The organism is Enterobacter sp. 18A13, assembly GCF_007035975.1.
In the GTDB taxonomy this organism is placed as follows: Bacteria; Pseudomonadota; Gammaproteobacteria; order Enterobacterales; family Enterobacteriaceae; genus Enterobacter; species Enterobacter vonholyi.
This window is the reverse complement of record NZ_AP019634.1, coordinates 3376287-3395744: the sequence shown is the minus strand read 5'-3', so window position 1 is coordinate 3395744 and position 19458 is coordinate 3376287. Positions and strand designations below refer to the sequence as shown.

The window sequence follows — 19458 nt, the reverse complement described above, 5'->3', positions numbered from 1 at the left end:
ACTCCTTAAAAATGGTGGACCGCCGCGTGGGGCGGTACGGTGAATTCAATGGTTTTGTGGTCGAGCGGCTTGTGTGTCGGGTCGGCCAGAATAATCGTCACCTTGTGTTTACCGGCGGGGAGTCCCACCAGAATCACCGGCTCTCCGCTGGCGTCAGCCCAGTGCCACGGCGCATCATCCACCACCACGTGAATGTGCCCGATGCGCGGGGTGACCTTGAGCGCGTCGGGCCCGAATACCGGCTCGATGCGAAGATTTTCGGCGCGGTATTGGATAAACACCGCGCCTTTGCTCAGCGGCCCGGCAAGCGGCGGATCGACGATCAGTTTTGCAGGCGGCTGCGGCTGCGCCAGCGGGGCAACGGCGGCGGGGCCGTTAACGTCCGCGGCGCTCAGATTGTCCAGGGGAGTGGCCTGGGCACCTGCGACGGATGTCAGGACAAGCAGGGGGAAAAGTACGTAGCGACGAATCATTGCTCTCTCTCCTCATCAGTTCTCAATGGCGACAGGGAAAGAAAACCATTTTTATGTATCGGAGATATTTGCCGGAGGGGGCGTTTTGTACCCGTTTGTCACCGTGGCCCGCGGGATACAGTGCGATACAGTTTGCCTCCCGGGACGGCGCACAATGGCTATCGCCAGCCCGGCAATCAGCAGCGTCAGGCCCGTCGACACCCCCATTGCACCCGCGATCCCCAGCGTTTTATTTAGCCACGCATAGGCATACGGTGAGGCTGCGGCCAAAAGCTGACCGGGGATAAGCAGCATGCCCGTGCGGCGGGCATAGCTTTCCGCGCTAAACAGCTCCAGCGGCAGGGTGGCTTTGACAAGGGTAACCAGCCCGTTGATGGCCCCATAGCCCAGCACAAAGCCGGCCGCACACCAGACAAACAGGGCGCTGCTCAACCCAACAAGAAAACAGAGCGGCATGGCGAGAGCGGTAAAAAGCGTTAATGTGAATGGCGTTAAGCGAGCCCCCGCCAGCACCTCCAGCGAGCGCGCGCCTGTCTGGCCGATTCCCCACAGCATGCCGATAGCGACCGGCAGGCCGTAGTGGGCAATAAACTCCGGCAGATGGGTGGAGGTGCCGTTAGAGACAAAGGTGATGAGGGCAATGAAGGCGGCATAAAGCCAGCCGTTTCGGCGCTCGTTGTTCAGCGGCGGTGCGGCGATTTTCGTCGTCACCGTCAGCCGCTGCCGGGGAAGCGTGCGGATCAGCAACGCGCTCAGCAGGCCAAGCAGGGCATAAATGCGTAATGCGTCCTGCCAGCGCATCACGTGAAGCAGCGCATCGCCCAGCGGCCAGAAGACGACAGAGGCCAGCCCGCCCGCCAGCGTGACGCGCGAGATTGTTCTTCGCGCCTGTTGTCCGTAGAGGTTGACCAGCGCGGCGAAGAGCGCATCGTACAGCGACAGGCGCATTCCCACGCCTGTGATCAGCCAGGCGCCGTACCATCCATAAAGCGTCCGGGTATACGCCATACAGGCACAGCTTGCGGCGATCAGCAGCGTTCCGCCCACCACCACCTTCTGACCGCCAAAGCGTGCCAGCAGGCGGGCGACAAAAGGGGAAACCGCCGCCATCACCAGCATCGCCAGCGTCAGGCCGAGGTAAATCTGCGGTGATGACCATCCCCGGTCGGCTGAAATGGCCAGCGCAAAGGTGCCGGGCATATAAAACGAGATCCCCCAGTTGATGAGCTGATTGCACCCGGCTGTGAGGGCGAGGCGGTGTGGCAGGGCAGGTATTTCCATGAGTGTTCATTCCGCTATGCAGTTGTCCTGAGCATAACGGGCGCGGTATTGTGCTGGCAGGGCAGCAACCTTATGCGCGGTATAAGAGAAACTTTGAATGACGACGCTTAATCTGGGCTATCTCGCCACCTTCCGTCTGGTGATCCAGCGCGGCAGCTTTTCAGCGGCAGCGGATGTGCTGGGTATCTCCCAGCCCGCCGTCAGCCTGCAAATACGCCAGCTGGAGCAGTTTCTGCAAAGGCGGCTGGTGGAGCGTACCGGGCGAGGGATAAAGGCGACGGCAGCCGGAGAGGCATTGCTGGCGCATGGGGAGCGTATTCAGCAGGTGGTGGATGACGCCATTCGGTCGGTGAGCGCATTCAGCCACGATGTGAGCGGCACTATTACGCTTGGCACGGGGGCAACGGCCTGCATTCATTTTCTGCCGCCTCTGCTGGAGCAGCTACGACGCGACTATCCGCTCCTGAACGTGGGGGTGACGACGGGCAACACCCGCGATATCGTCAGGGCCATCGAAGAGAACCGTCTCGATATGGGGCTGGTCACGCTGCCGGTGAGTGGCAAGGCGTTGGACGTCATGCCGGTGATGGACGAAGAGTTTGTTTTTATCGCCTCGCCGGAGCTGAAGGATGTTTTCAGAGACTTTACCCCGGATGCGCTGCACGCTCAGCCGCTGATTGCCTTTGAATCAGGTAGCGGAACCCGGACGCTGATCGATGGCTGGTTTGCGGCTAATGGATTAACGATCGCACCGGTGATGCAGCTTGGCAGCATCGAGGCGATCAAACGCATGGTTCGCGCGGGGCTGGGCTACAGCATCGTGCCTCGAATGGCGGTAGAACAGGATGGCGATCGCGAAGGGCTATGCGTGATGTCGCTTACGCCCATGCTGCAGCGGCAGCTGGCGGTGGTGATGCGACAGGATAAAATCCTCAGCAAAGGGATTGCGGCCATTATTCGGCTCGTGCAGCATCCTTCGGCGGTTTAGCGGTCAGCGGTGTCGACGGTGAGGCTGGATTGCTGCGACTGGGTTTTGTCCTGATGGTGGTACCAGGCGCCAATCGAGGAGTAAACGAAGCGGCCAAAGAAAAACAGAAAGCTGATGAGCAGTATGATGCGGGTCATTCGGGTGTTAAATCGATGTCGTTTGCGCATACGCGTGACCTGACTCACTCTGTTTATCCTGGGTAAGCCCTTTTGGGCGATAAGGATATTAAGGCACAGCGGGAAGAAGGGGTCAATTCTGCAGTGTGTAAATAACCGTCAATGTATACATTAATTAATGTTATTGAATTTAATTAATGCATTTACCATATTGATAATATGAAGAAAATTATTTCAAAAAAAACACCACAAAGAGTAATTTGCGTAAAGTGGTTTGATTTAAGTCAACGGATTCCCGGCCCTTATATTTAAAATCCTTCCTCCACACAGTTCGCCCCGCACGCCGCCGGGCGGCGCGTACGTCAGGTTGGATGCCTGTCTTTATTTTCCCTCTGGAGCGAAAGGGGTTTAACCGGGCATCTATGAACATTCTCGCTTTCCTGAAAAAAAATGAAAACCGCTGGTGGGCATTGCCGCTTATTTTGCCTGTGGTTTTACTTCCCGTGCTGAGCATCGCGAATACCTTCACGCAGCTGGGAGACGGTATTGCGGCACTCTATTATTTACCCCTCTCATTTTTGCTTTCGCTGATGATGTTCTTTGGGCTGGAAGCGCTGCCCGGGATCGTATTGTCGCTGTTTATCCGCTATTACCCCTCGGTCGGCATGTTCGAAACGGTCGCTGGTATGCTCCATTTTGTCGTCCCTTTAGTGCTGAGCTGGGGCGGCTACCGGGTGTTTGCGCCCAGACGGAATATGACCGCATACGGCGACATCCGGCTGATGGCGCAGCGCATCTTCTGGCAGGTCTTCTGCCCCGCGACGCTATTTCTGGTGCTGTTTCAGTTTGCGGTGTATTTAGGCGTGTATGAGAGCCGGCAGAGCCTTGCGGGATTAAACCCTCTTAATATTCGCACGCTCATCAACTATCAGACGCTGCTGGTCAGCGGGCTGACGGGCGTGCCGCTGAGCTATCTGCTGATCCGCCTGATTCGCCATCCGCGCTATCTCAAAAGCCTTTTCTCGCAGATCCGTTCCCAGATAGATAAAAAGGTGACGGTCATTGAGTTTCTGATGTGGGCGATTGCGCTAGGCGGGCTGCTTACGCTGCTGCTGCTCCCGATGAATGAAAACAGCTCCATTTTCACCACGAACTACACCCTGTCGCTGCTCATGCCGGTGATGCTCTGGGGCGCGATGCGTTTTGGCTATAAGCTGATTTCGCTTATCTGGACGCCGATACTGCTGGTATCTATTCACTATTTTTACCGCTATATCCCGGTGAACCCGGGGTATGACATTCAGCTGGCGATCACCTCTTCCAGTTACCTGGTCTTCTCGTTCGTGTTGGTTTTTATGTCGATGCTGGCAACCCGGCAGCGCGCGGTGAACAAACGCTCGCGCAGGCTGGCGCTGCTCGATCCGGTCGTCCATATGCCTAATCTGCGGGCGCTGTCGCGCGATCTGGCGAAAAACCCGTGGTCGGCGCTCTGCCTGCTGCGTATTCCGGAGCTGGAAATTCTGGGTCGAAATTACGGCGTGCTGCTGCGTATTTTGTACAAACAGCAGCTGGCGCAGTGGGTAAACGGTACCCTCCAGCCCAACGAGCAGGTGTATCACCTCACCGGGTATGACATGGCGGTGCGGCTCAATGCGGAATCGCACCAGCAGCGAATTGAAACCCTGGACGAGCATATCAAGCAGTTCCGCTTTGTCTGGGACGGCATGCCGCTTCAGCCGCAGGTGGGAGTGAGCTATTGCTATGTCCGGTCCCCGGTTAACCATCTGTATCTGGTGCTGGGTGAGCTGGGCGTGGTTGCCGACCTGTCGCTCGCCTCTAACCATCCGGAAAATCTTCAGCAGCGTGGGGCCGTCCATTTGCAGCGTAACCTGAAGGATAAAGTTGCGATGATGAGCCGCCTGCAAAAGGCGCTTGATAACGACGAATTCACCCTGCTGGTTCAACCCGTTCGCGGCCTGCGTGGCGATTGCTATCACGAAGTCCTGCTCCGGATGCCGGATGCCAACGGGCTATTGATCTCTCCCGATCGGTTCCTGCCCGTCGCGCAGGAGTTTGGCCTCTCCTCGCGGGTGGATTTGTGGGTGCTGGAGTATACTCTGCGCTTCCTGGCCGCGCATCGCGAAAGGCTGCCCGGCCAGCGTTTCGCCATTAATCTGGCCCCCTCAACCGTATGTCGGGTGCAGTTTCCGCTTGAGGTCAGTCGCCTGCTGGCGAAATACACCATTGAGCCGTGGCAGCTGATTTTTGAAGTGACGGAGTGCAGCACCTTTTGCAATGCGGAGCAGGCTCTACACATCCTCCGGCAGCTGCAGAAAATGGGGGTACGTATTGCGATTGATGATTTTGGCACCGGCTATGCGAGCTATGCGCGGCTGAAAAGCGTGGATGCGGATATTCTCAAGATCGACGGCAGCTTTATCCGCAATATCGTCAACAACAGCCTGGATTATCAGATTGTGGCGTCTATCTGCCATCTGGCGCGCATGAAGAAGATGCTGGTGGTGGCGGAGTACGTCGAGACCGAAGAGATACGTAGCGCGGTTCACGCGCTAGGCATCGATTATGTGCAGGGCTATCTGATTGGCAGACCGGCGCCGCTTGAGTCGCTGCTGGAAGCTGAGGCGTCCTGCGCGGACGCCTGAACCGTTACGCGGCGACGTCGGCGCTCTCTTCTTCAATTTTAAGCAGCCAGCCGGTGACCGCTTCCCAGTACTGCTGCTCTTTTTCCAGGTCCAGCAGGACCAGAGCGTTCTGGCTGAACCAGTCGTGCGGGAAGCTCAGCGTCCAGTGATGGTCGTCGGTTTTAAGCTTCAGCGTGGGCGGCGTGGTGGTGGCCTGGCGCTGGTTATTGAGCAGTACGCCCAGACGCAGCAGCTGTATAAGCGGCAGGAACTGTTTTTTCTTGAACAGCGTGAAGCGCGGCAGGTCGTCGAGCTTGATGGCTTTGCGGTGATAACGCACCAGGGTCGCCATCATGGTTTGCTGCTCCTGGTTGAAGCCAGGCAGATCGCTATTTTGCAGAATGTAGGCCGAATGGCGATGCATCCCGCTGTGGTTGATGTTGAGCCCCACCTCGTGGAGCATTGCGGCCCATTTTAACAGCGCGGCAAGCTGCGGGTGCGCGAGCTTCGGATTCTGCTCTTCCCACTGCTCGTACATCTGCACCGTGGTGTCCAGCACGCGCTTCGCCTGCTCGCGGTCGATGTTGTACTGGTTAGCCAGGCTTTGTGCGGTGCGGCTGCGAATATCCTGATGGCGGAAGCGGCCTTCCATCTCATACAGCACGCCTTCGCGCAGCGCGCCGTCGGAAAGGCGCAGCTCTTTAATGGCGAGGGCATCAAACACGCCGCAGAGGATGGCCAGCCCCGGTACGAAAACCACCTTACGCTCGTCGGAAAGACCCGGCAGGCTTAAGGCGTCAAAACTTTTATGCTTCAGCACTTCTTCGGTCAGCAATGTCAGGCGTTCGGGCGTGATAAACCCGTCTTTTTCACCCATCGCCAGCAGCACTTCATGCGCCGCTTTGATGGTACCCGACGCGCCCAGCGCCACGTTCCAGCCCTGGATACGGTACTGCCAGGCCAGGTTTTCCAGCTTCTGGACGGCCGCCATCCGCGCACGCTGGAAGTTCTCGCGGGTGATGCTACCGCCCGGGAAATACATCTGTGCGAAGCTGACGCAGCCCATACGGCGGCTTTCCACCAGGCGCGGCTCAAAGTCTTCGCCGATCACAAGCTCCGTAGAACCGCCGCCGATGTCGATAACCAGCTTGCGCCCTTTTTCCGGCTGGGTGTGCTCGACGCCCATGAAGATCAGACGCGCTTCCTCGTTGCCGGAGATGATCTCAATCGGGTAGGGGATCACCTTTTCGGCCCGCTTGAGAAACTCAGGGGCATTCAGGGCCTGGCGCAGGGTGTGGGTGCCCACGATGCACACGCTGGAGGGCGAGAAGCCCTGCAGGCGCTCAGCAAACAGCGACAGGCAGTTTAACCCGCGCTCCATCGCCTCTTCGCTGAGCATGCTGCGTTCATCAAGACCATCCGCCAGGTGTACGCGCTGCTTCAGACGACCGATGATCTGCAGCGCGCCATCCACCTCACGGGCGATGACCATGTGGAAACTGTTAGAGCCAAGATCGACCGCGGCGAATTCCTGCGGGCGTGGGGTCTTATCATTTATCGGCATAGGTTAATCGGGTTGCTCGAGTGATTTGATATAGTCGTAAATCGCCAGTTGCGACCGCACTTTACGGCGGTTGCCGCGCGGTACATAGCGGTTACTGAGTTCTTTGTCGATATAGCGTGCTTTCACGGTATCGCTGAACAGAATCTCGATGATGTCGAGGATCTGCTGCTTCAGGCGCGGATCCAGCAGCGGTGCCGCGACTTCAATTCGGTAGTCAATATTGCGCGTCATCCAGTCTGCCGAAGAGAGATAGACCTGTTTATCACCCGCATTATCGAAAATATAGACCCGATCGTGCTCCAGGTAGCGGTCAACAATGCTGATCACGCGAATATTGTCGCTGATGCCTTCCAGTTCCGGGATCAGCGAGCACATGCCGCGGATCAGAAGATTAACCGGTACGCCGGAGCTGGACGCCGCATACAGCCTGTCCACCAGCCCTTTATCGACCAGGTTGTTAAGCTTCAGCGTGATGCCGGACGACAGCCCTTTCTGGGCATTGGCGATCTCTTTATCGATCATATCGTACAGCAGACGGCGCGAGTTCTGCGGCGAGACCAGCAGATAGTCAAAGCTCACCGGACGGTACGGGTTTTCGATAAAGTTAAAGACCCGGCGCACTTCGTTAGTGATGCGGGCATCGGCAGTTAAGAGCGAGTAATCGGTATAAATTCGCGCGGTTTTCTCGTTAAAGTTCCCGGTACCGATGTGGGCATAACGCACCACCTCATCGCCCTCTTTACGAGAGATGAGGAACAGCTTGGCGTGAATTTTCAGCCCTGGCGCGGAGAAAATGACGTGCACACCGGCTTCCGTCAGACGGCGCGCCCAGTGAATGTTCGCCTCTTCGTCGAAGCGCGCCTGCAACTCAACCACCACGGTGACTTTTTTGGCGTTGTGCGCCGCGTGGATCATCGCATCGATGATGCGGGAATCTTTTGCGACGCGGTAGATGTTGATTTTGATCGCCAGCACGCTCGGGTCGAACGAGGCCTGACGCAGCAGTTCCAGCACGTGCTCAAACGTATGATACGGATAGTAGAGCAGGACATCGCGTTCGCGGATGGCGTCGAATCCGTTGCGGAATTTATCGAACCAGAGATGGCGCAGGCGCGGCAGCGGCTTGTTCACCAGGTTGGCTTTGCCGACGTTCGGGAAGCCAATAAAATCTTTAAAGTTGTGGTAACGACCACCCGGAACGATGGAGTCATAGCGCGAAATGGTCAGTTTCTCACGCAGCATCTCCACCATGGCGTCCGGCATATCGCGCTGATAGACGAAGCGCACCGGTTCAGCCGTCAGGCGCTGTTTCAGGCTGGATGACATCAGCTCCATCAGGCTGGCTTCCATCTCGTGCACCAGGTCATATTCGGCGTCACGAGTCATTTTCATCGAGTAGGCGTTTAACGCATCGTAATCGAAGAAGCCTTTGAAGATGTCGTCCAGACAGTAGCGCAGGATGTTATCCAGCAGGATCATTGGTTTGCGTCTGCGCGGAGTTTCCGGCGGCAGGTTCACAAAGCGCGGGACCTTGTCGGATGGGATCTCCAGCAGCGCGTAACGGATAGACTCACCGCGAATAATTTCCACCGCCAGGTAGGTGTAGTCATCTTTCAAAAACTGCACCAGATCGGTTTCGCGGTTGATCAGAATGGGGGTAATGTGCTGGCGCAGATAGTGTTTGAAGTAGTGGCGCAGCCAGTTTTGTTGGTTAACGGAAAGCTGGCGTTCGTTAATCAGGAAGATTTGATTGCGCGCCATCTCCAGCAGCAGTTCGTTATACAGGCCGTCAAATTCCTGATCGGCTTTCAGCACGCGGGACTGGATTTTGCCCAGCAGATGCCGCGAGTGCGAGTTTAAGCCCTGTTCTTCGCTGATGATGATGCGTCTTTTCAGCTCGGCAAAGCGAACTTTGTAGAACTCATCCAGGTTGTTCGAATAAATACCCAAAAAACGCATGCGCTCGATCAGCGGGTTACTTTTGTCTGCCGCTTCCTGGAGTACACGTTCGTTGAATGCTAACCAGCTTAGCTCTTTCTCGATATATAACTTTTCCTGACCCATTACAGCTCACACTCCAGTTCAATCACAGGACGTGGTAAATCCGTCTCGTCCTTATTATGGCGAGCATTTCCACGATATGTCCAACAGTGCCAGAAAAGTATGACAGTTATTTTTTTTGTTGAGGAATTTAAAGGGTTGGGGAGGGGACATTCGGGTAATGCATCAGGCAGGTCGGGTAAGCGCAGAAGCGCCACCCGACATATTAAACTACTCTTCCGCCGCATGGCCCTGCGGAGGTAACTTAACGCCGTCCAGCCAGGCAGCGCCGTCGCGCATCTCGAGACGTCCGTCGACAAACCAGCTTACCACCAGCGGGTAAATGGCGTGTTCCTGGGTCTGCACGCGTTCGGTCACGTCTTCTTCGCTATCGCCGTCAAAGACCGGGACTTTCGCCTGCAGGATAACCGGACCGCCGTCCAGCTCGTCGGTAACGAAATGCACGGAGGTGCCGTGCTCCTCATCGCCATTTTCCAGAACCTGACGATGGGTATGCAGGCCGGGATATTTCGGCAGAAGAGAAGGGTGAATATTCAGCAGACGTCCGGCGAAGTGTTCTACAAAAGCCGGGCTCAGAATGCGCATATAGCCCGCCAGCACGACTACGTCCGGCGCGTAGGCATCAATCTCATGCACCAGCTCGCGGTCAAAGGCTTCACGTCCGGCGAACTGGCTGGCTTCCAGCGCGTGCGCGGGAATGTTGGCTTCCCGCGCGCGCTCAAGGCCGAACGCGTCGGCCTTGTTGCTGAATACTGCCCGAATGGTGCCGTTGATTTTCTTCTGCTTGCAGGCGTCTATGATGGCCTGCAAATTGCTTCCGTTGCCGGAAATGAGCACCACGATGTTTTTCATTCAATGACCACACGCTGTTCGGAATCGGAGGCTTTAATCGTACCGATTTTCCACGCGTTTTCACCTTTCTCCGTCAGCAGCTTCACTGCTTTATCCGCTTCGCTTGCCGGCAGGGCGATAACCATGCCCACGCCGCAGTTAAAGGTGCGGTACATTTCGTGAGAGCTCACGTTGCCCGCGGTCTGCAGCCAGTTAAACACGGCTGGCCACTGCCATGAGGATTCGTCGATCACCGCCTGGGTGTTGTCCGGCAGAACGCGCGGGATATTTTCCCAGAAGCCGCCGCCGGTCAGGTGGGCAATGGCGTGAACGTCGACGTTCTCGATAAGCTCGAGCACGTTCTTCACGTAGATGCGGGTCGGCGCCAGCAGATGGTCAGCCAGCGGTTTACCGTCAAGCTCGGTGGTCAGCGGATCACATCCGCTCACTTCGAGGATTTTACGCACCAGGGAGTAGCCGTTAGAGTGCGGGCCGCTGGAGGCCAGCGCGATCAGCACATCGCCATCGGCCACTTTGCTGCCGTCGATAATTTCTGATTTTTCTACTACGCCGACGCAGAAGCCCGCGACGTCATAATCTTCGCCGTGATACATGCCCGGCATTTCTGCGGTTTCACCACCGACCAGCGCGCAGCCAGACTGCAGACAGCCTTCGGCGATACCGTTAATCACGCTTGCCGCGGTATCTACGTCCAGTTTGCCGGTCGCGTAATAATCGAGGAAGAACAGCGGCTCTGCGCCCTGTACCACCAGGTCATTCACGCACATCGCGACCAGATCGATACCGATCGTGTCGTGACGTTTTAAATCCATCGCCAGGCGCAGCTTGGTGCCTACACCGTCAGTACCCGAGACCAGAACAGGTTCACGATATTTTTGCGGCAGCGCGCACAGTGCGCCGAATCCACCCAGACCACCCATCACTTCCGGGCGGCGGGTTTTTTTCACCACACCTTTGATTCGGTCAACCAGCGCATTACCTGCGTCAATATCAACACCGGCATCTTTGTAGCTGAGAGAAGTTTTGTTGGTCACGGCTTAAATCCCCACGCGATTGCATAGCTAGTAAGAAAAATCGGCGCAATTCTAACAGTCCAGGCAAACGTTTGCGAGCCTATTCTGGACGTGGATATCTTTTTTTCTGTGCACCCCGTGAATGCAGCCAAACTTGACTCTGTTCACGAAAATGAAACCGGTTTCTGAGAACTGCTTGCAACGGTTATTCCCTTTGCACATCATCGAACTGAAACCGGTTTCTGTAATTGTTTTTGCAGATAATAACGCAGAATGAGGGAAAGCGAATGTCAGGATTTAAAGCAGATTTTCTGTGGGGTGGGGCCGTTGCGGCGCACCAGCTGGAAGGCGGCTGGAAAGAGGGCGGAAAAGGCGTGAGCGTGGCCGACGTCATGACCGCGGGCGCGCACGGCGTGCCGCGTGAAATCACCAACGGCGTGCTGGAAGGGAAAAATTACCCTAACCATGAAGCCATTGATTTCTACCACCGCTATAAAGAAGACATCAAACTCTTTGCTGAGATGGGGTTCAAATGCTTCCGCACCTCTATTGCCTGGACGCGGATCTTCCCGAAAGGCGACGAGCTTGAGCCTAACGAGGCTGGCCTGAAATTCTATGACGATCTGTTCGACGAATGCCTGAAGTACGGCATCGAACCGGTTATCACCCTTTCTCACTTCGAGATGCCTTTCCATCTGGTCACGGAATACGGCGGCTGGCGCAACCGTAAGCTGATCGACTTCTTCGTTCGTTTTGCAAAAGTGGTATTCCAGCGCTATCAGCATAAAGTGAAGTACTGGATGACCTTCAACGAGATCAACAACCAGGCCAACTTCCACGAAGATTTTGCGCCGTTCACTAACTCCGGGCTGAAGTACGCGCCGGGTGAAGACCGTGAGCCGGTGATGTTCCAGGCGGCGCACTATGAGCTGGTGGCCAGCGCCCTGGCGGTGAAGGCGGGGCGCGAGATTAACCCGTCGCTGCAGATTGGCTGCATGATTGCCATGTGCCCTATCTACCCGCTCACCTGCGCGCCGGACGATATGATGATGGCGATGAATGCCATGCACCGCCGTTACTGGTTCACCGACGTGCACGTGCGCGGCAGGTACCCGCAGCATCTGCTCAACTACTTTGCGCGTCGCGGCTTCACGCTGGATATTACCGAAGAAGATAAAGCCGCGCTGAAGCAGGGCTGCGTCGATTACATCGGCTTCAGCTACTATATGTCCTTCGCCACCAAGGCGACGGCGGATAACCCGCAGCTGGATTACGACGAGAGCAAGAGCCTGGTCACTAACCCGTACGTGCAGAAATCGGACTGGGGCTGGCAGATTGACCCGGTGGGGCTGCGCTACTCTCTCAACTGGTTCTGGGATCACTATCAGCTGCCGCTGTTTATCGTTGAGAACGGCTTTGGCGCGATCGACGTGCAGGAGAGCGACGGCACGGTGAACGACCAGTACCGCATTGACTACCTGTCCGCCCACATCCGCGAGATGAAAAAAGCGGTGGAGGAAGATGGCGTGGATCTGATGGGCTACACCCCGTGGGGCTGTATCGACCTCGTTTCTGCCGGTACGGGCGAAATGAAAAAACGCTACGGCTTTATCTTTGTCGACAAAGACAATGAAGGCAACGGCACGCTGAACCGCAGCAAGAAGAAATCGTTCGACTGGTATAAGCAGGTGATTGCGAGCAACGGCGATAGCCTGTAATTGCCGGGTGGCGCTAACGCTTACCCGATCTACACTACACGTAGGTCCGCGTAAGCGCAGCGCCACCGGGCAGAACCCCGCCCCCAGGCCGGAGTCCCGCCTCCGGTTTTTTTTGCCTCTAAATCACTTTGCTTGATATACGTCAAGCAAGATGGGTATGGCCTAATCCGAAAAAAGCGGTATAATCCCGCGATTTTTTTGCGGACGCCGCCTCAGAGGAGAAAGAGAATGAAGATTGTGGAAGTGAAACACCCACTCGTTAAACACAAGTTGGGCCTGATGCGTGAGCATGACATCAGCACGAAGCGTTTTCGCGAACTGGCATCTGAAGTCGGCAGCCTGCTGACATACGAAGCGACCTCCGATCTGGAAACAGAAAAAGTCACCATCGAAGGCTGGAACGGCCCGGTGCAGGTTGAGCAGATCAAAGGTAAGAAAATTACCGTGGTGCCAATTCTGCGTGCCGGTCTCGGCATGATGGAAGGCGTGCTGGAGCACGTGCCAAGCGCGCGTATCAGCGTGGTGGGTATCTACCGTAACGAAGAAACCCTTGAGCCGGTTCCTTACTTCCAGAAGCTAGTGTCTAACATCGACGAGCGTATGGCGCTGGTGGTTGATCCGATGCTGGCGACCGGTGGTTCGATGATCGCCACCATCGACCTGCTGAAAAACGCGGGCTGTAGCAGCATTAAGGTGCTGGTGCTGGTTGCGGCACCGGAAGGGATCGCGGCGCTGGAAAAAGCGCACCCGGACGTTGAGCTGTATACCGCCTCTATCGACCAGGGCCTGAACGAGCACGGGTACATCATCCCGGGGCTCGGCGATGCCGGCGATAAGATCTTTGGTACGAAATAATCGAATAACGATAAATAAGCCGACTTTGATAGTCGGCTTTTTTTTGAATAAAACACCAACAACAATACTACTCAGAGGAAAACACTATGACGCGCCGTGCTATCGGGGTGAGTGAAAGACCGCCGCTTTTACAGACTATCCCGCTTAGTTTGCAGCACCTGTTCGCCATGTTTGGCGCAACCGTGCTGGTGCCAATCCTGTTCCACATTAACCCGGCAACCGTGCTGTTGTTCAACGGCATCGGTACGTTGTTGTACCTCTTTATCTGTAAAGGCAAAATCCCGGCGTATCTGGGGTCAAGCTTCGCGTTTATCTCGCCGGTTTTGCTGCTGCTGCCGCTGGGTTATGAAGTCGCGCTGGGCGGCTTTATCATGTGTGGCGTCCTGTTCTGCGTGGTGTCCTTCATTGTGAAGAAAGCCGGTACCGGCTGGCTGGACGTCATGTTCCCGCCTGCGGCAATGGGCGCCATCGTTGCGGTCATCGGTCTTGAACTGGCGGGTGTGGCGGCGAATATGGCCGGTCTGCTGCCTGCTGACGGCCAGTCACCGGATTCCAAAACCATTATCATCTCGCTGGTTACGCTGGGCGTAACGGTGTTTGGCTCCGTCCTGTTCCGCGGGTTTATGGCGATAATCCCGATCCTGATCGGCGTGCTGGCGGGCTACGCGCTCTCCTTCGCGATGGGCGTGGTGGACACCACTCCGATTGCCGAGGCGCACTGGTTCGCGCTGCCAACCTTCTACACCCCTCGCTTCGAATGGTTTGCGATTTTCACCATTCTGCCTGCGGCGCTGGTGGTGATTGCGGAGCACGTCGGCCACCTGGTGGTGACGGCGAACATCGTTAAGCGCGATTTGATCCGTGACCCGGGTCTACATCGTTCCATGTTTGCGAACGGTTTCTCCACCATTATCTCCGGTTTCTTTGGCTCAACGCCAAACACCACCTACGGTGAGAACATCGGCGTGATGGCGATTACCCGCGTCTACAGTACCTGGGTTATCGGCGGCGCGGCGATCATCGCCATTCTGCTCTCCTGCGTCGGCAAGCTGGCGGCAGCGATTCAGATCATCCCGGTGCCGGTGATGGGCGGCGTGTCTCTGCTGCTGTACGGGGTAATTGGTGCCTCCGGTATTCGCGTGCTGATTGAATCCAAAGTGGATTACAGCAAGGCGCAGAACCTGATCCTGACCTCAGTAATCCTGATTATCGGCGTGAGCGGCGCGAAGGTGCACATCGGTGCGGCCGAGCTGAAGGGCATGGCGCTCGCGACCATCGTCGGCGTTGGCCTGAGCCTGATCTTCAAGCTGATCTCGGTGATCCGCCCTGAAGAGGTGGTACTGGACGCGGACGAAAGCGAAAAAGCGTCACATTGATCGAAAAGTCGGGCGAGGGATCGCCCGGTTCTCTCCTTGCAGGTTCCGTGTTAAACTCCTTTCCGATTTTACGTAGGATCTCTGGTTGAGGTATTTCTGAACGGACCGGCACAGCTCTCTCTGCCACTTTATCTCCCTGACGACGAAACTTTCGCGAGTTTCTGGCCGGGTGATAACCCCTCTTTACTGGCTGCACTGCAAAACGTGCTGCGCCAGGATCACAGCGGATACATCTATATCTGGTCACGCGAAGGCGCGGGGCGCAGCCATCTGCTGCATGCCGCCTGCGCGGAGCTTTCAGCGCGCGGTGATGCAGTAGGCTACGTGCCGCTGGATAAACGTACGTGGTTCGTGCCTGAGGTGCTGGAGGGAATGGAACATCTCTCGCTGGTCTGCATCGATAATATCGAGTGCGTGGCGGGGGACGAGCCGTGGGAAATGGCGATCTTCAACCTCTACAACCGCATCCTGGAGTCGGGCAAAACCCGGCTGCTGATCACCGGCGATCGTCCACCGCGACAGCTGAATCTGGGGCTGCCGGATCTGGCGTCTCGTCTGGACTGGGGGCAAATCTACAAGCTCCAGCCGCTGTCGGATGAAGATAAGCTTCAGGCGTTACAGCTGCGCGCAAAACAGCGCGGATTTGAGCTGCCGGAGGACGTGGGACGTTTCCTGCTCAAGCGTCTGGATCGCGAAATGCGCACGCTGTTTGACACGCTCGATCAGCTCGATCGCGCCTCCATTACCGCCCAGCGCAAGCTGACCATTCCGTTTGTGAAAGATATTCTCAAGCTTTGAATTTTCTCGCCCGGTGGCGGCTAAATATCCCCAATTAGATGCTCAACCAGAAGTGGAATCGGTCTTCCCGATGCCACGCTCCGTCCGTTTTCGCGCCACAGCGCCGTACCGCTGATGTCCAGATGCGCCCACGGGATTGTCGGCGGGCAAAAGTGGTGCAGCAGCCAGGCCGCCGAAGCACTGATTGCTGCATTATTGGTCGGCGTGTTGCACAGATCGGCAATCGCGCTGTCGGTCTGCTTTTTCAGCCGAGCATCCAGCGGCAGGGACCACACTTCATCGCCGCTCTGCTTACCCGCCAGCGTCAGCGCCGCGCGCAGCGGTTCATCCTGCGTCATCAGCCCGCTCAGCTCATACCCCAGCGCCTTCACGACCGCACCGGTTAAGGTCGCCATATCAATGATATAGCGCGCCTGTGGGTGCCGCTGGCTGGCCCAGGCGATGGCGTCTGCCAGCACCAGTCGGCCTTCGGCGTCGGTATTGTTGATTTCAACGGTGATCCCGTTGCAGGCCGTTGCTACCGTGCCGGGCTGCATGGCATCCGGGCCGATGGCGTTTTCCGCCAGCGCCAGCACGCCCATAATGCGTACGGGCAGCGCCAGCTCTGCGGCGGTCAGCATCAGGCCCAGCACGTTAGCCGCACCGCACATGTCGTATTTCATGGTATACATGCCCGCGCCTTCCTTCAGCCACAGGCCGCCGGTATCAAAGGTAATGCCTTTACCCACATAGCAGCGCACCGGGCCGTCGTTGACGCCGTCATAATGGATCGCCAGCAGGCGCGGCGGACAGGTCGCACCTCTGCCTACGGCGTGCAGCAGCCCCAGACTCTGCTCAACGATTTGCTTTTCATCGAACACCTCGCAGCGCAGGACAGGGAAGGCGACACACAGTTTTTGCGCCTCTTCCACCACAAACTGCGGCGTGCAGCGGTCGGGAGGGATATCCGCCAGCCGTCGCGCAGCGACCATGCCGTGGGCGATGGCCTTCTGCTGGCGGAAGATTCCCTCCAGTTTTGCCTGCTGTTCCGGCAGGCAAAGGGCAGTAATGTGCGTAAGGCGCACCGTCGATTCATCCGTTTTCTTCAGCTTCAGATCGCTTAGCCTGTGCGCCTGATTAAAAAGAAAACGCAGCACCTGCGCCAGCACCACATCGTCGATATTGGTAACGTCCAGTATCAGCTCGGGGCTGACGGGCGAGGCCAGCAGCGGGCGCAGCGCCGTCAGCAATCCTTCGGTCAGGCTATCCTGCCAGAGGGCATCTGGCAGCAGAGTGATCCGGGCAAACGGGGCGCAGCCAAAGCGGGTGTCAGCGATGCTGGCAGACTCGCGCATTTCTGCGACCAGCGCCGTTTCGGGCAAATGCGTACAGGTGGCGGACGCAATCAAATGGCTCTGCGGAGCCGCGTCAGAAAGCGCGTTGATAAACTGATACGTAATCATCATGACTCCTCAATCGGCGCGCGGATCCGCGCGGCATAGGCCTGCATCCACTCATCGTCTACCGCGTGATAATGCGTTTTCTCCCGCAGGCGTTCGGTACGAAAAACGGTGAGAGGCTGGCGAGCCGTCGCCACCACAAACGAGAAGGTTTTGATGTTGGTGGCGGCACCAAATTCGCCTTTGTTGTTCATGCACACCACTGAGAGATCGCCCGCGCGCCCAAAGCGCGACATCAGCTTGTCTTCCAGTTCGAACACTACCGAATCGGCAGCCTGCTGGGGCGTCATGCCCTGCGCCATGCGGCGGACGATTTCGTAGCTGGTGCAGCCTTTCATCAGATCTTCACCGACGCCCGTGGCGGTGGCAGCGCCGGTTTCACTGTCGCAGTAAAATCCGGAACCAATAATGGGCGAATCCCCGAGTCGACCGCGCTTTTTCATGAACAGGCCGCTGGTGGACGTGGCGACGCTCATCGAGCCCTGCTTATCGAGGCCGATAATGCCGACGGTGTCATGCCCGTCGTAAGGGCTTAAGCCCTTATCCAGCGTTTCACGGCAGCGTTTGCGGTAGTGCTGCAAGGCGCGGTCAGTGAGCATGGTTTTGTCGGCAAAGCCCTGGCTCAGCGCCCATTCGCGCGCGCCCTGGCCCACCAGCAGGCTGTTGTAGCGCTGGCGGCTTAACGCATGCGCCACCCGCACCGGGTTGGCGATATCCACCAGGTTGCCCACGGCACCAAACGCCAGCGTATCGCCGTCCATGTAGGCGGCGTCCAGCTCCACTTCGCCATTTTCGGTGGGCAGCCCGCCGTAGCCGACGGATTTATAAAACGGAAAATCTTCGACGGTGGCGACGGCATCCACCACCGCTGCCGAGACCGGTTTCCCCGCAGCCAGCGCAGATGCAGACTCGGTGACGCCTTCAAGCGCCATTCTCCAGGTCGCGATAATTCCCCACATGCTTTACTCCTGTTTTGCAAGGGTGGTGTCGGTTTGCGTAACGGTGACCATTTCCGCCGCGCGGTACTGTTTGTCCACGATACGCATGAAAGGTAGGTACAGCATGGCGCCAATTAGCAGGTTGATAAGCTGCATCACGCTGCCGCTCAGGTGCCCGGTAACGATAAAACCGCTGATAACGGGTGGCAGCGTCCAGGGAATAAACACCCCGGTGGTGACGGCAACCGCGCCAATCTTCATCGCTGCATACTGCACGGTAACCAGCACCAGCGGCACCAGATTGAACGGGATAAGCATGATTGGGTTCATGATCACCGGCAGGCCAAACAGGATCGGTTCGTTGATGTTAAACACTGACGCCCCGGCGCCGAGGCGCGCCACTTCCCGCATGTTTTTGCTGCGGGCGAAAATCAGCATCGCAATGACCAGCGACAGCGTGGCCCCCGCGCCGCCCATCCAGATCATGTCAAAAAACTGTTCGGTGATAATGTGCGGCGGCGTGGCGCCAGCCTGAATGGCCGCGATGTTGTCGGTCTGGTTCTCCATCCACAGCGGGCGAATGATGCCGTTAATCATCGAGCCGGAGTTAATGCCCACTGACCAGAGAATGGTGATGCTGAAGACCGTCATCAGCGCGCCAAAGTAAGAGGTACCGTAGTGGCGAACCGGCGTGGCCACTACTTCGTAAATAAACTGGTGGATAGTGTTGTAGTGGGTGTTTTCAAACACGATACGGATACCCAGCACCAGAATCATCACCAGCAGGGCCGGGATTAATGCCGCGAACGACTCCTGCACCGCCGGCGGCACGCCGTCCGGCATTTTGATGACCAGTTTTTTGCGCTTGAGCCAGCAGAACAGTTCCGTCCACAGCAGAGAACCAATCATCGCCACGAACAGCCCTTTGCTGCCAATCCACTCCACCGGAATGACGGTTATACCGCCGTTTTCCGCCACTTTGATAAAGGGCGTCAGGATGAGAAAGGCGACCAGCGCCAGGATGCCGCAGGAGATGCGATCCTCGCCGTAGTGTTCCGCCAGGCGGAAGGCAACCAGGAAGCTGATGAACAGCGACATGGTGGAGAACACCGCGTTGAACGGGATTTCAATAATGGCGCTCCAGCTCTCACCAAAGGCCTGAGACATAAACTGCTGATAGGCTTGATTCGGGAATGACGAGATCACCAGCAGAACGGAGCCGACGATGATAAACGGCATGAAGGATACGTAGGCGCCGCGAATGGCCCCGAGATGACGCTGCTGGGCCGTTTTGGCCGCCAGCGGCATCAGTTTTGCTTCAAGAAATCCCAGAACATTGTTCAT

Annotated in this window: 16 protein-coding genes; 6 read left to right on the top strand and 10 right to left on the bottom strand. The window is 57.0% G+C overall.

What is annotated here, in order from left to right; all coding sequences use genetic code 11:
* Positions 1–5 precede the first annotated feature (5 nt).
* The gene (locus tag FOY93_RS16365) at positions 6–473 is read right to left on the bottom strand and encodes a DUF6130 family protein (protein ID WP_143345390.1); all 468 of its coding nucleotides are present in this window, start codon (positions 471–473) and stop codon (positions 6–8) included.
* Between the two features lie 51 nt (positions 474–524).
* Positions 525–1754, bottom strand: a complete 1230-nt coding sequence (locus FOY93_RS16360) for an MFS transporter (protein WP_143345389.1) — start codon at positions 1752–1754, stop codon at positions 525–527.
* Positions 1755–1851: 97 nt separating this feature from the next.
* Between FOY93_RS16360 and FOY93_RS16355 the strand changes: the two genes are divergently transcribed.
* Entirely contained in the window at positions 1852–2742 is an 891-nt protein-coding gene (locus tag FOY93_RS16355; protein ID WP_143345388.1) for a LysR family transcriptional regulator, read from the top strand.
* Here the strand turns inward: FOY93_RS16355 and FOY93_RS16350 are convergent.
* Complete coding sequence (locus tag FOY93_RS16350; protein WP_021241815.1) at positions 2739–2927, bottom strand: YfgG family protein; 189 nt, start codon at positions 2925–2927, stop codon at positions 2739–2741. The genes FOY93_RS16355 and FOY93_RS16350 overlap by 4 nt on opposite strands.
* Positions 2928–3280: 353 nt before the next feature.
* On the opposite strand from FOY93_RS16350, the gene FOY93_RS16345 reads away from it, so the two are divergent.
* Positions 3281–5521 carry a sensor domain-containing phosphodiesterase gene (locus tag FOY93_RS16345; RefSeq protein ID WP_143345387.1) on the top strand — a complete coding sequence of 747 codons (2241 nt, stop codon included), beginning with the start codon at positions 3281–3283 and terminating at the stop codon, positions 5519–5521.
* A gap of 4 nt (positions 5522–5525) precedes the next feature.
* On the opposite strand, the gene ppx is transcribed toward FOY93_RS16345, so the two are convergent.
* The 4 genes from ppx to purM form a co-directional block, all read right to left on the bottom strand.
* The gene (ppx, locus tag FOY93_RS16340; RefSeq protein ID WP_045399702.1) at positions 5526–7064 is read right to left on the bottom strand and encodes an exopolyphosphatase; all 1539 of its coding nucleotides are present in this window, start codon (positions 7062–7064) and stop codon (positions 5526–5528) included.
* A 3-nt stretch (positions 7065–7067) separates the two neighbouring features.
* A complete protein-coding gene (ppk1, locus tag FOY93_RS16335; RefSeq protein WP_111965176.1) occupies positions 7068–9128 on the bottom strand; it encodes a polyphosphate kinase 1 in 2061 nt (686 codons plus the stop codon).
* A gap of 207 nt (positions 9129–9335) precedes the next feature.
* On the bottom strand, positions 9336–9977 hold the full coding sequence (gene purN / locus FOY93_RS16330) for a phosphoribosylglycinamide formyltransferase (RefSeq protein WP_032646794.1): 642 nt from the start codon (positions 9975–9977) through the stop codon (positions 9336–9338).
* Positions 9974–11011, bottom strand: a complete 1038-nt coding sequence (gene purM, locus FOY93_RS16325; RefSeq protein ID WP_008501643.1) for a phosphoribosylformylglycinamidine cyclo-ligase — start codon at positions 11009–11011, stop codon at positions 9974–9976. Before purM ends, purN begins: the two co-directional genes overlap by 4 nt.
* 266 nt (positions 11012–11277) lie before the next feature.
* Here purM and FOY93_RS16320 point away from each other — a divergent pair, with 266 nt between their 5' ends.
* The 4 genes from FOY93_RS16320 to FOY93_RS16305 all read left to right on the top strand — a co-directional run bounded on the left by FOY93_RS16320 (position 11278) and on the right by FOY93_RS16305 (position 15737).
* Entirely contained in the window at positions 11278–12708 is a 1431-nt protein-coding gene (locus FOY93_RS16320) for a 6-phospho-beta-glucosidase (RefSeq protein WP_136195547.1), read from the top strand.
* Between the two features lie 228 nt (positions 12709–12936).
* Entirely contained in the window at positions 12937–13563 is a 627-nt protein-coding gene (gene upp, locus FOY93_RS16315) for a uracil phosphoribosyltransferase (protein ID WP_111965178.1), read from the top strand.
* A gap of 86 nt (positions 13564–13649) precedes the next feature.
* Positions 13650–14939, top strand: coding sequence for a uracil permease (gene uraA, locus FOY93_RS16310; protein WP_045399708.1), 1290 nt, complete (start codon positions 13650–13652; stop codon positions 14937–14939).
* A gap of 96 nt (positions 14940–15035) precedes the next feature.
* Positions 15036–15737, top strand: a complete 702-nt coding sequence (locus FOY93_RS16305; protein WP_211438414.1) for a DnaA inactivator Hda — start codon at positions 15036–15038, stop codon at positions 15735–15737.
* Positions 15738–15757: 20 nt separating this feature from the next.
* On the opposite strand, the gene FOY93_RS16300 is transcribed toward FOY93_RS16305, so the two are convergent.
* From FOY93_RS16300 to celB, 3 genes are read right to left on the bottom strand one after another with little or no spacing between them, the layout of a single operon-like run.
* Positions 15758–17179 (bottom strand): leucyl aminopeptidase family protein, encoded by a 1422-nt coding sequence (locus FOY93_RS16300; RefSeq protein ID WP_143345734.1) that lies wholly within the window; start codon positions 17177–17179, stop codon positions 15758–15760.
* Positions 17179–18135 carry a glycosylasparaginase gene (locus FOY93_RS16295; protein WP_133294897.1) on the bottom strand — a complete coding sequence of 319 codons (957 nt, stop codon included), beginning with the start codon at positions 18133–18135 and terminating at the stop codon, positions 17179–17181. The genes FOY93_RS16300 and FOY93_RS16295 overlap by 1 nt, the downstream gene beginning before the upstream one ends.
* Positions 18136–18138: 3 nt before the next feature.
* Positions 18139–19458 (bottom strand): PTS cellobiose transporter subunit IIC, encoded by a 1320-nt coding sequence (gene celB / locus FOY93_RS16290; protein WP_115875973.1) that lies wholly within the window; start codon positions 19456–19458, stop codon positions 18139–18141.

Coding starts and splice junctions, on each gene's coding strand:
- FOY93_RS16365 (WP_143345390.1), bottom strand. CDS start 473: ATGATTCGTCGCTACGTACTTTTCCCCCTGCTTGTCCTGACATCCGTC.
- FOY93_RS16360 (WP_143345389.1), bottom strand. CDS start 1,754: ATGGAAATACCTGCCCTGCCACACCGCCTCGCCCTCACAGCCGGGTGC.
- FOY93_RS16355 (WP_143345388.1), top strand. CDS start 1,852: ATGACGACGCTTAATCTGGGCTATCTCGCCACCTTCCGTCTGGTGATC.
- FOY93_RS16345 (WP_143345387.1), top strand. CDS start 3,281: ATGAACATTCTCGCTTTCCTGAAAAAAAATGAAAACCGCTGGTGGGCA.
- ppx (WP_045399702.1), bottom strand. CDS start 7,064: ATGCCGATAAATGATAAGACCCCACGCCCGCAGGAATTCGCCGCGGTC.
- ppk1 (WP_111965176.1), bottom strand. CDS start 9,128: ATGGGTCAGGAAAAGTTATATATCGAGAAAGAGCTAAGCTGGTTAGCA.
- purN (WP_032646794.1), bottom strand. CDS start 9,977: ATGAAAAACATCGTGGTGCTCATTTCCGGCAACGGAAGCAATTTGCAG.
- FOY93_RS16320 (WP_136195547.1), top strand. CDS start 11,278: ATGTCAGGATTTAAAGCAGATTTTCTGTGGGGTGGGGCCGTTGCGGCG.
- upp (WP_111965178.1), top strand. CDS start 12,937: ATGAAGATTGTGGAAGTGAAACACCCACTCGTTAAACACAAGTTGGGC.
- uraA (WP_045399708.1), top strand. CDS start 13,650: ATGACGCGCCGTGCTATCGGGGTGAGTGAAAGACCGCCGCTTTTACAG.
- FOY93_RS16300 (WP_143345734.1), bottom strand. CDS start 17,179: ATGATTACGTATCAGTTTATCAACGCGCTTTCTGACGCGGCTCCGCAG.
- FOY93_RS16295 (WP_133294897.1), bottom strand. CDS start 18,135: ATGTGGGGAATTATCGCGACCTGGAGAATGGCGCTTGAAGGCGTCACC.
- celB (WP_115875973.1), bottom strand. CDS start 19,458: ATGAACAATGTTCTGGGATTTCTTGAAGCAAAACTGATGCCGCTGGCG.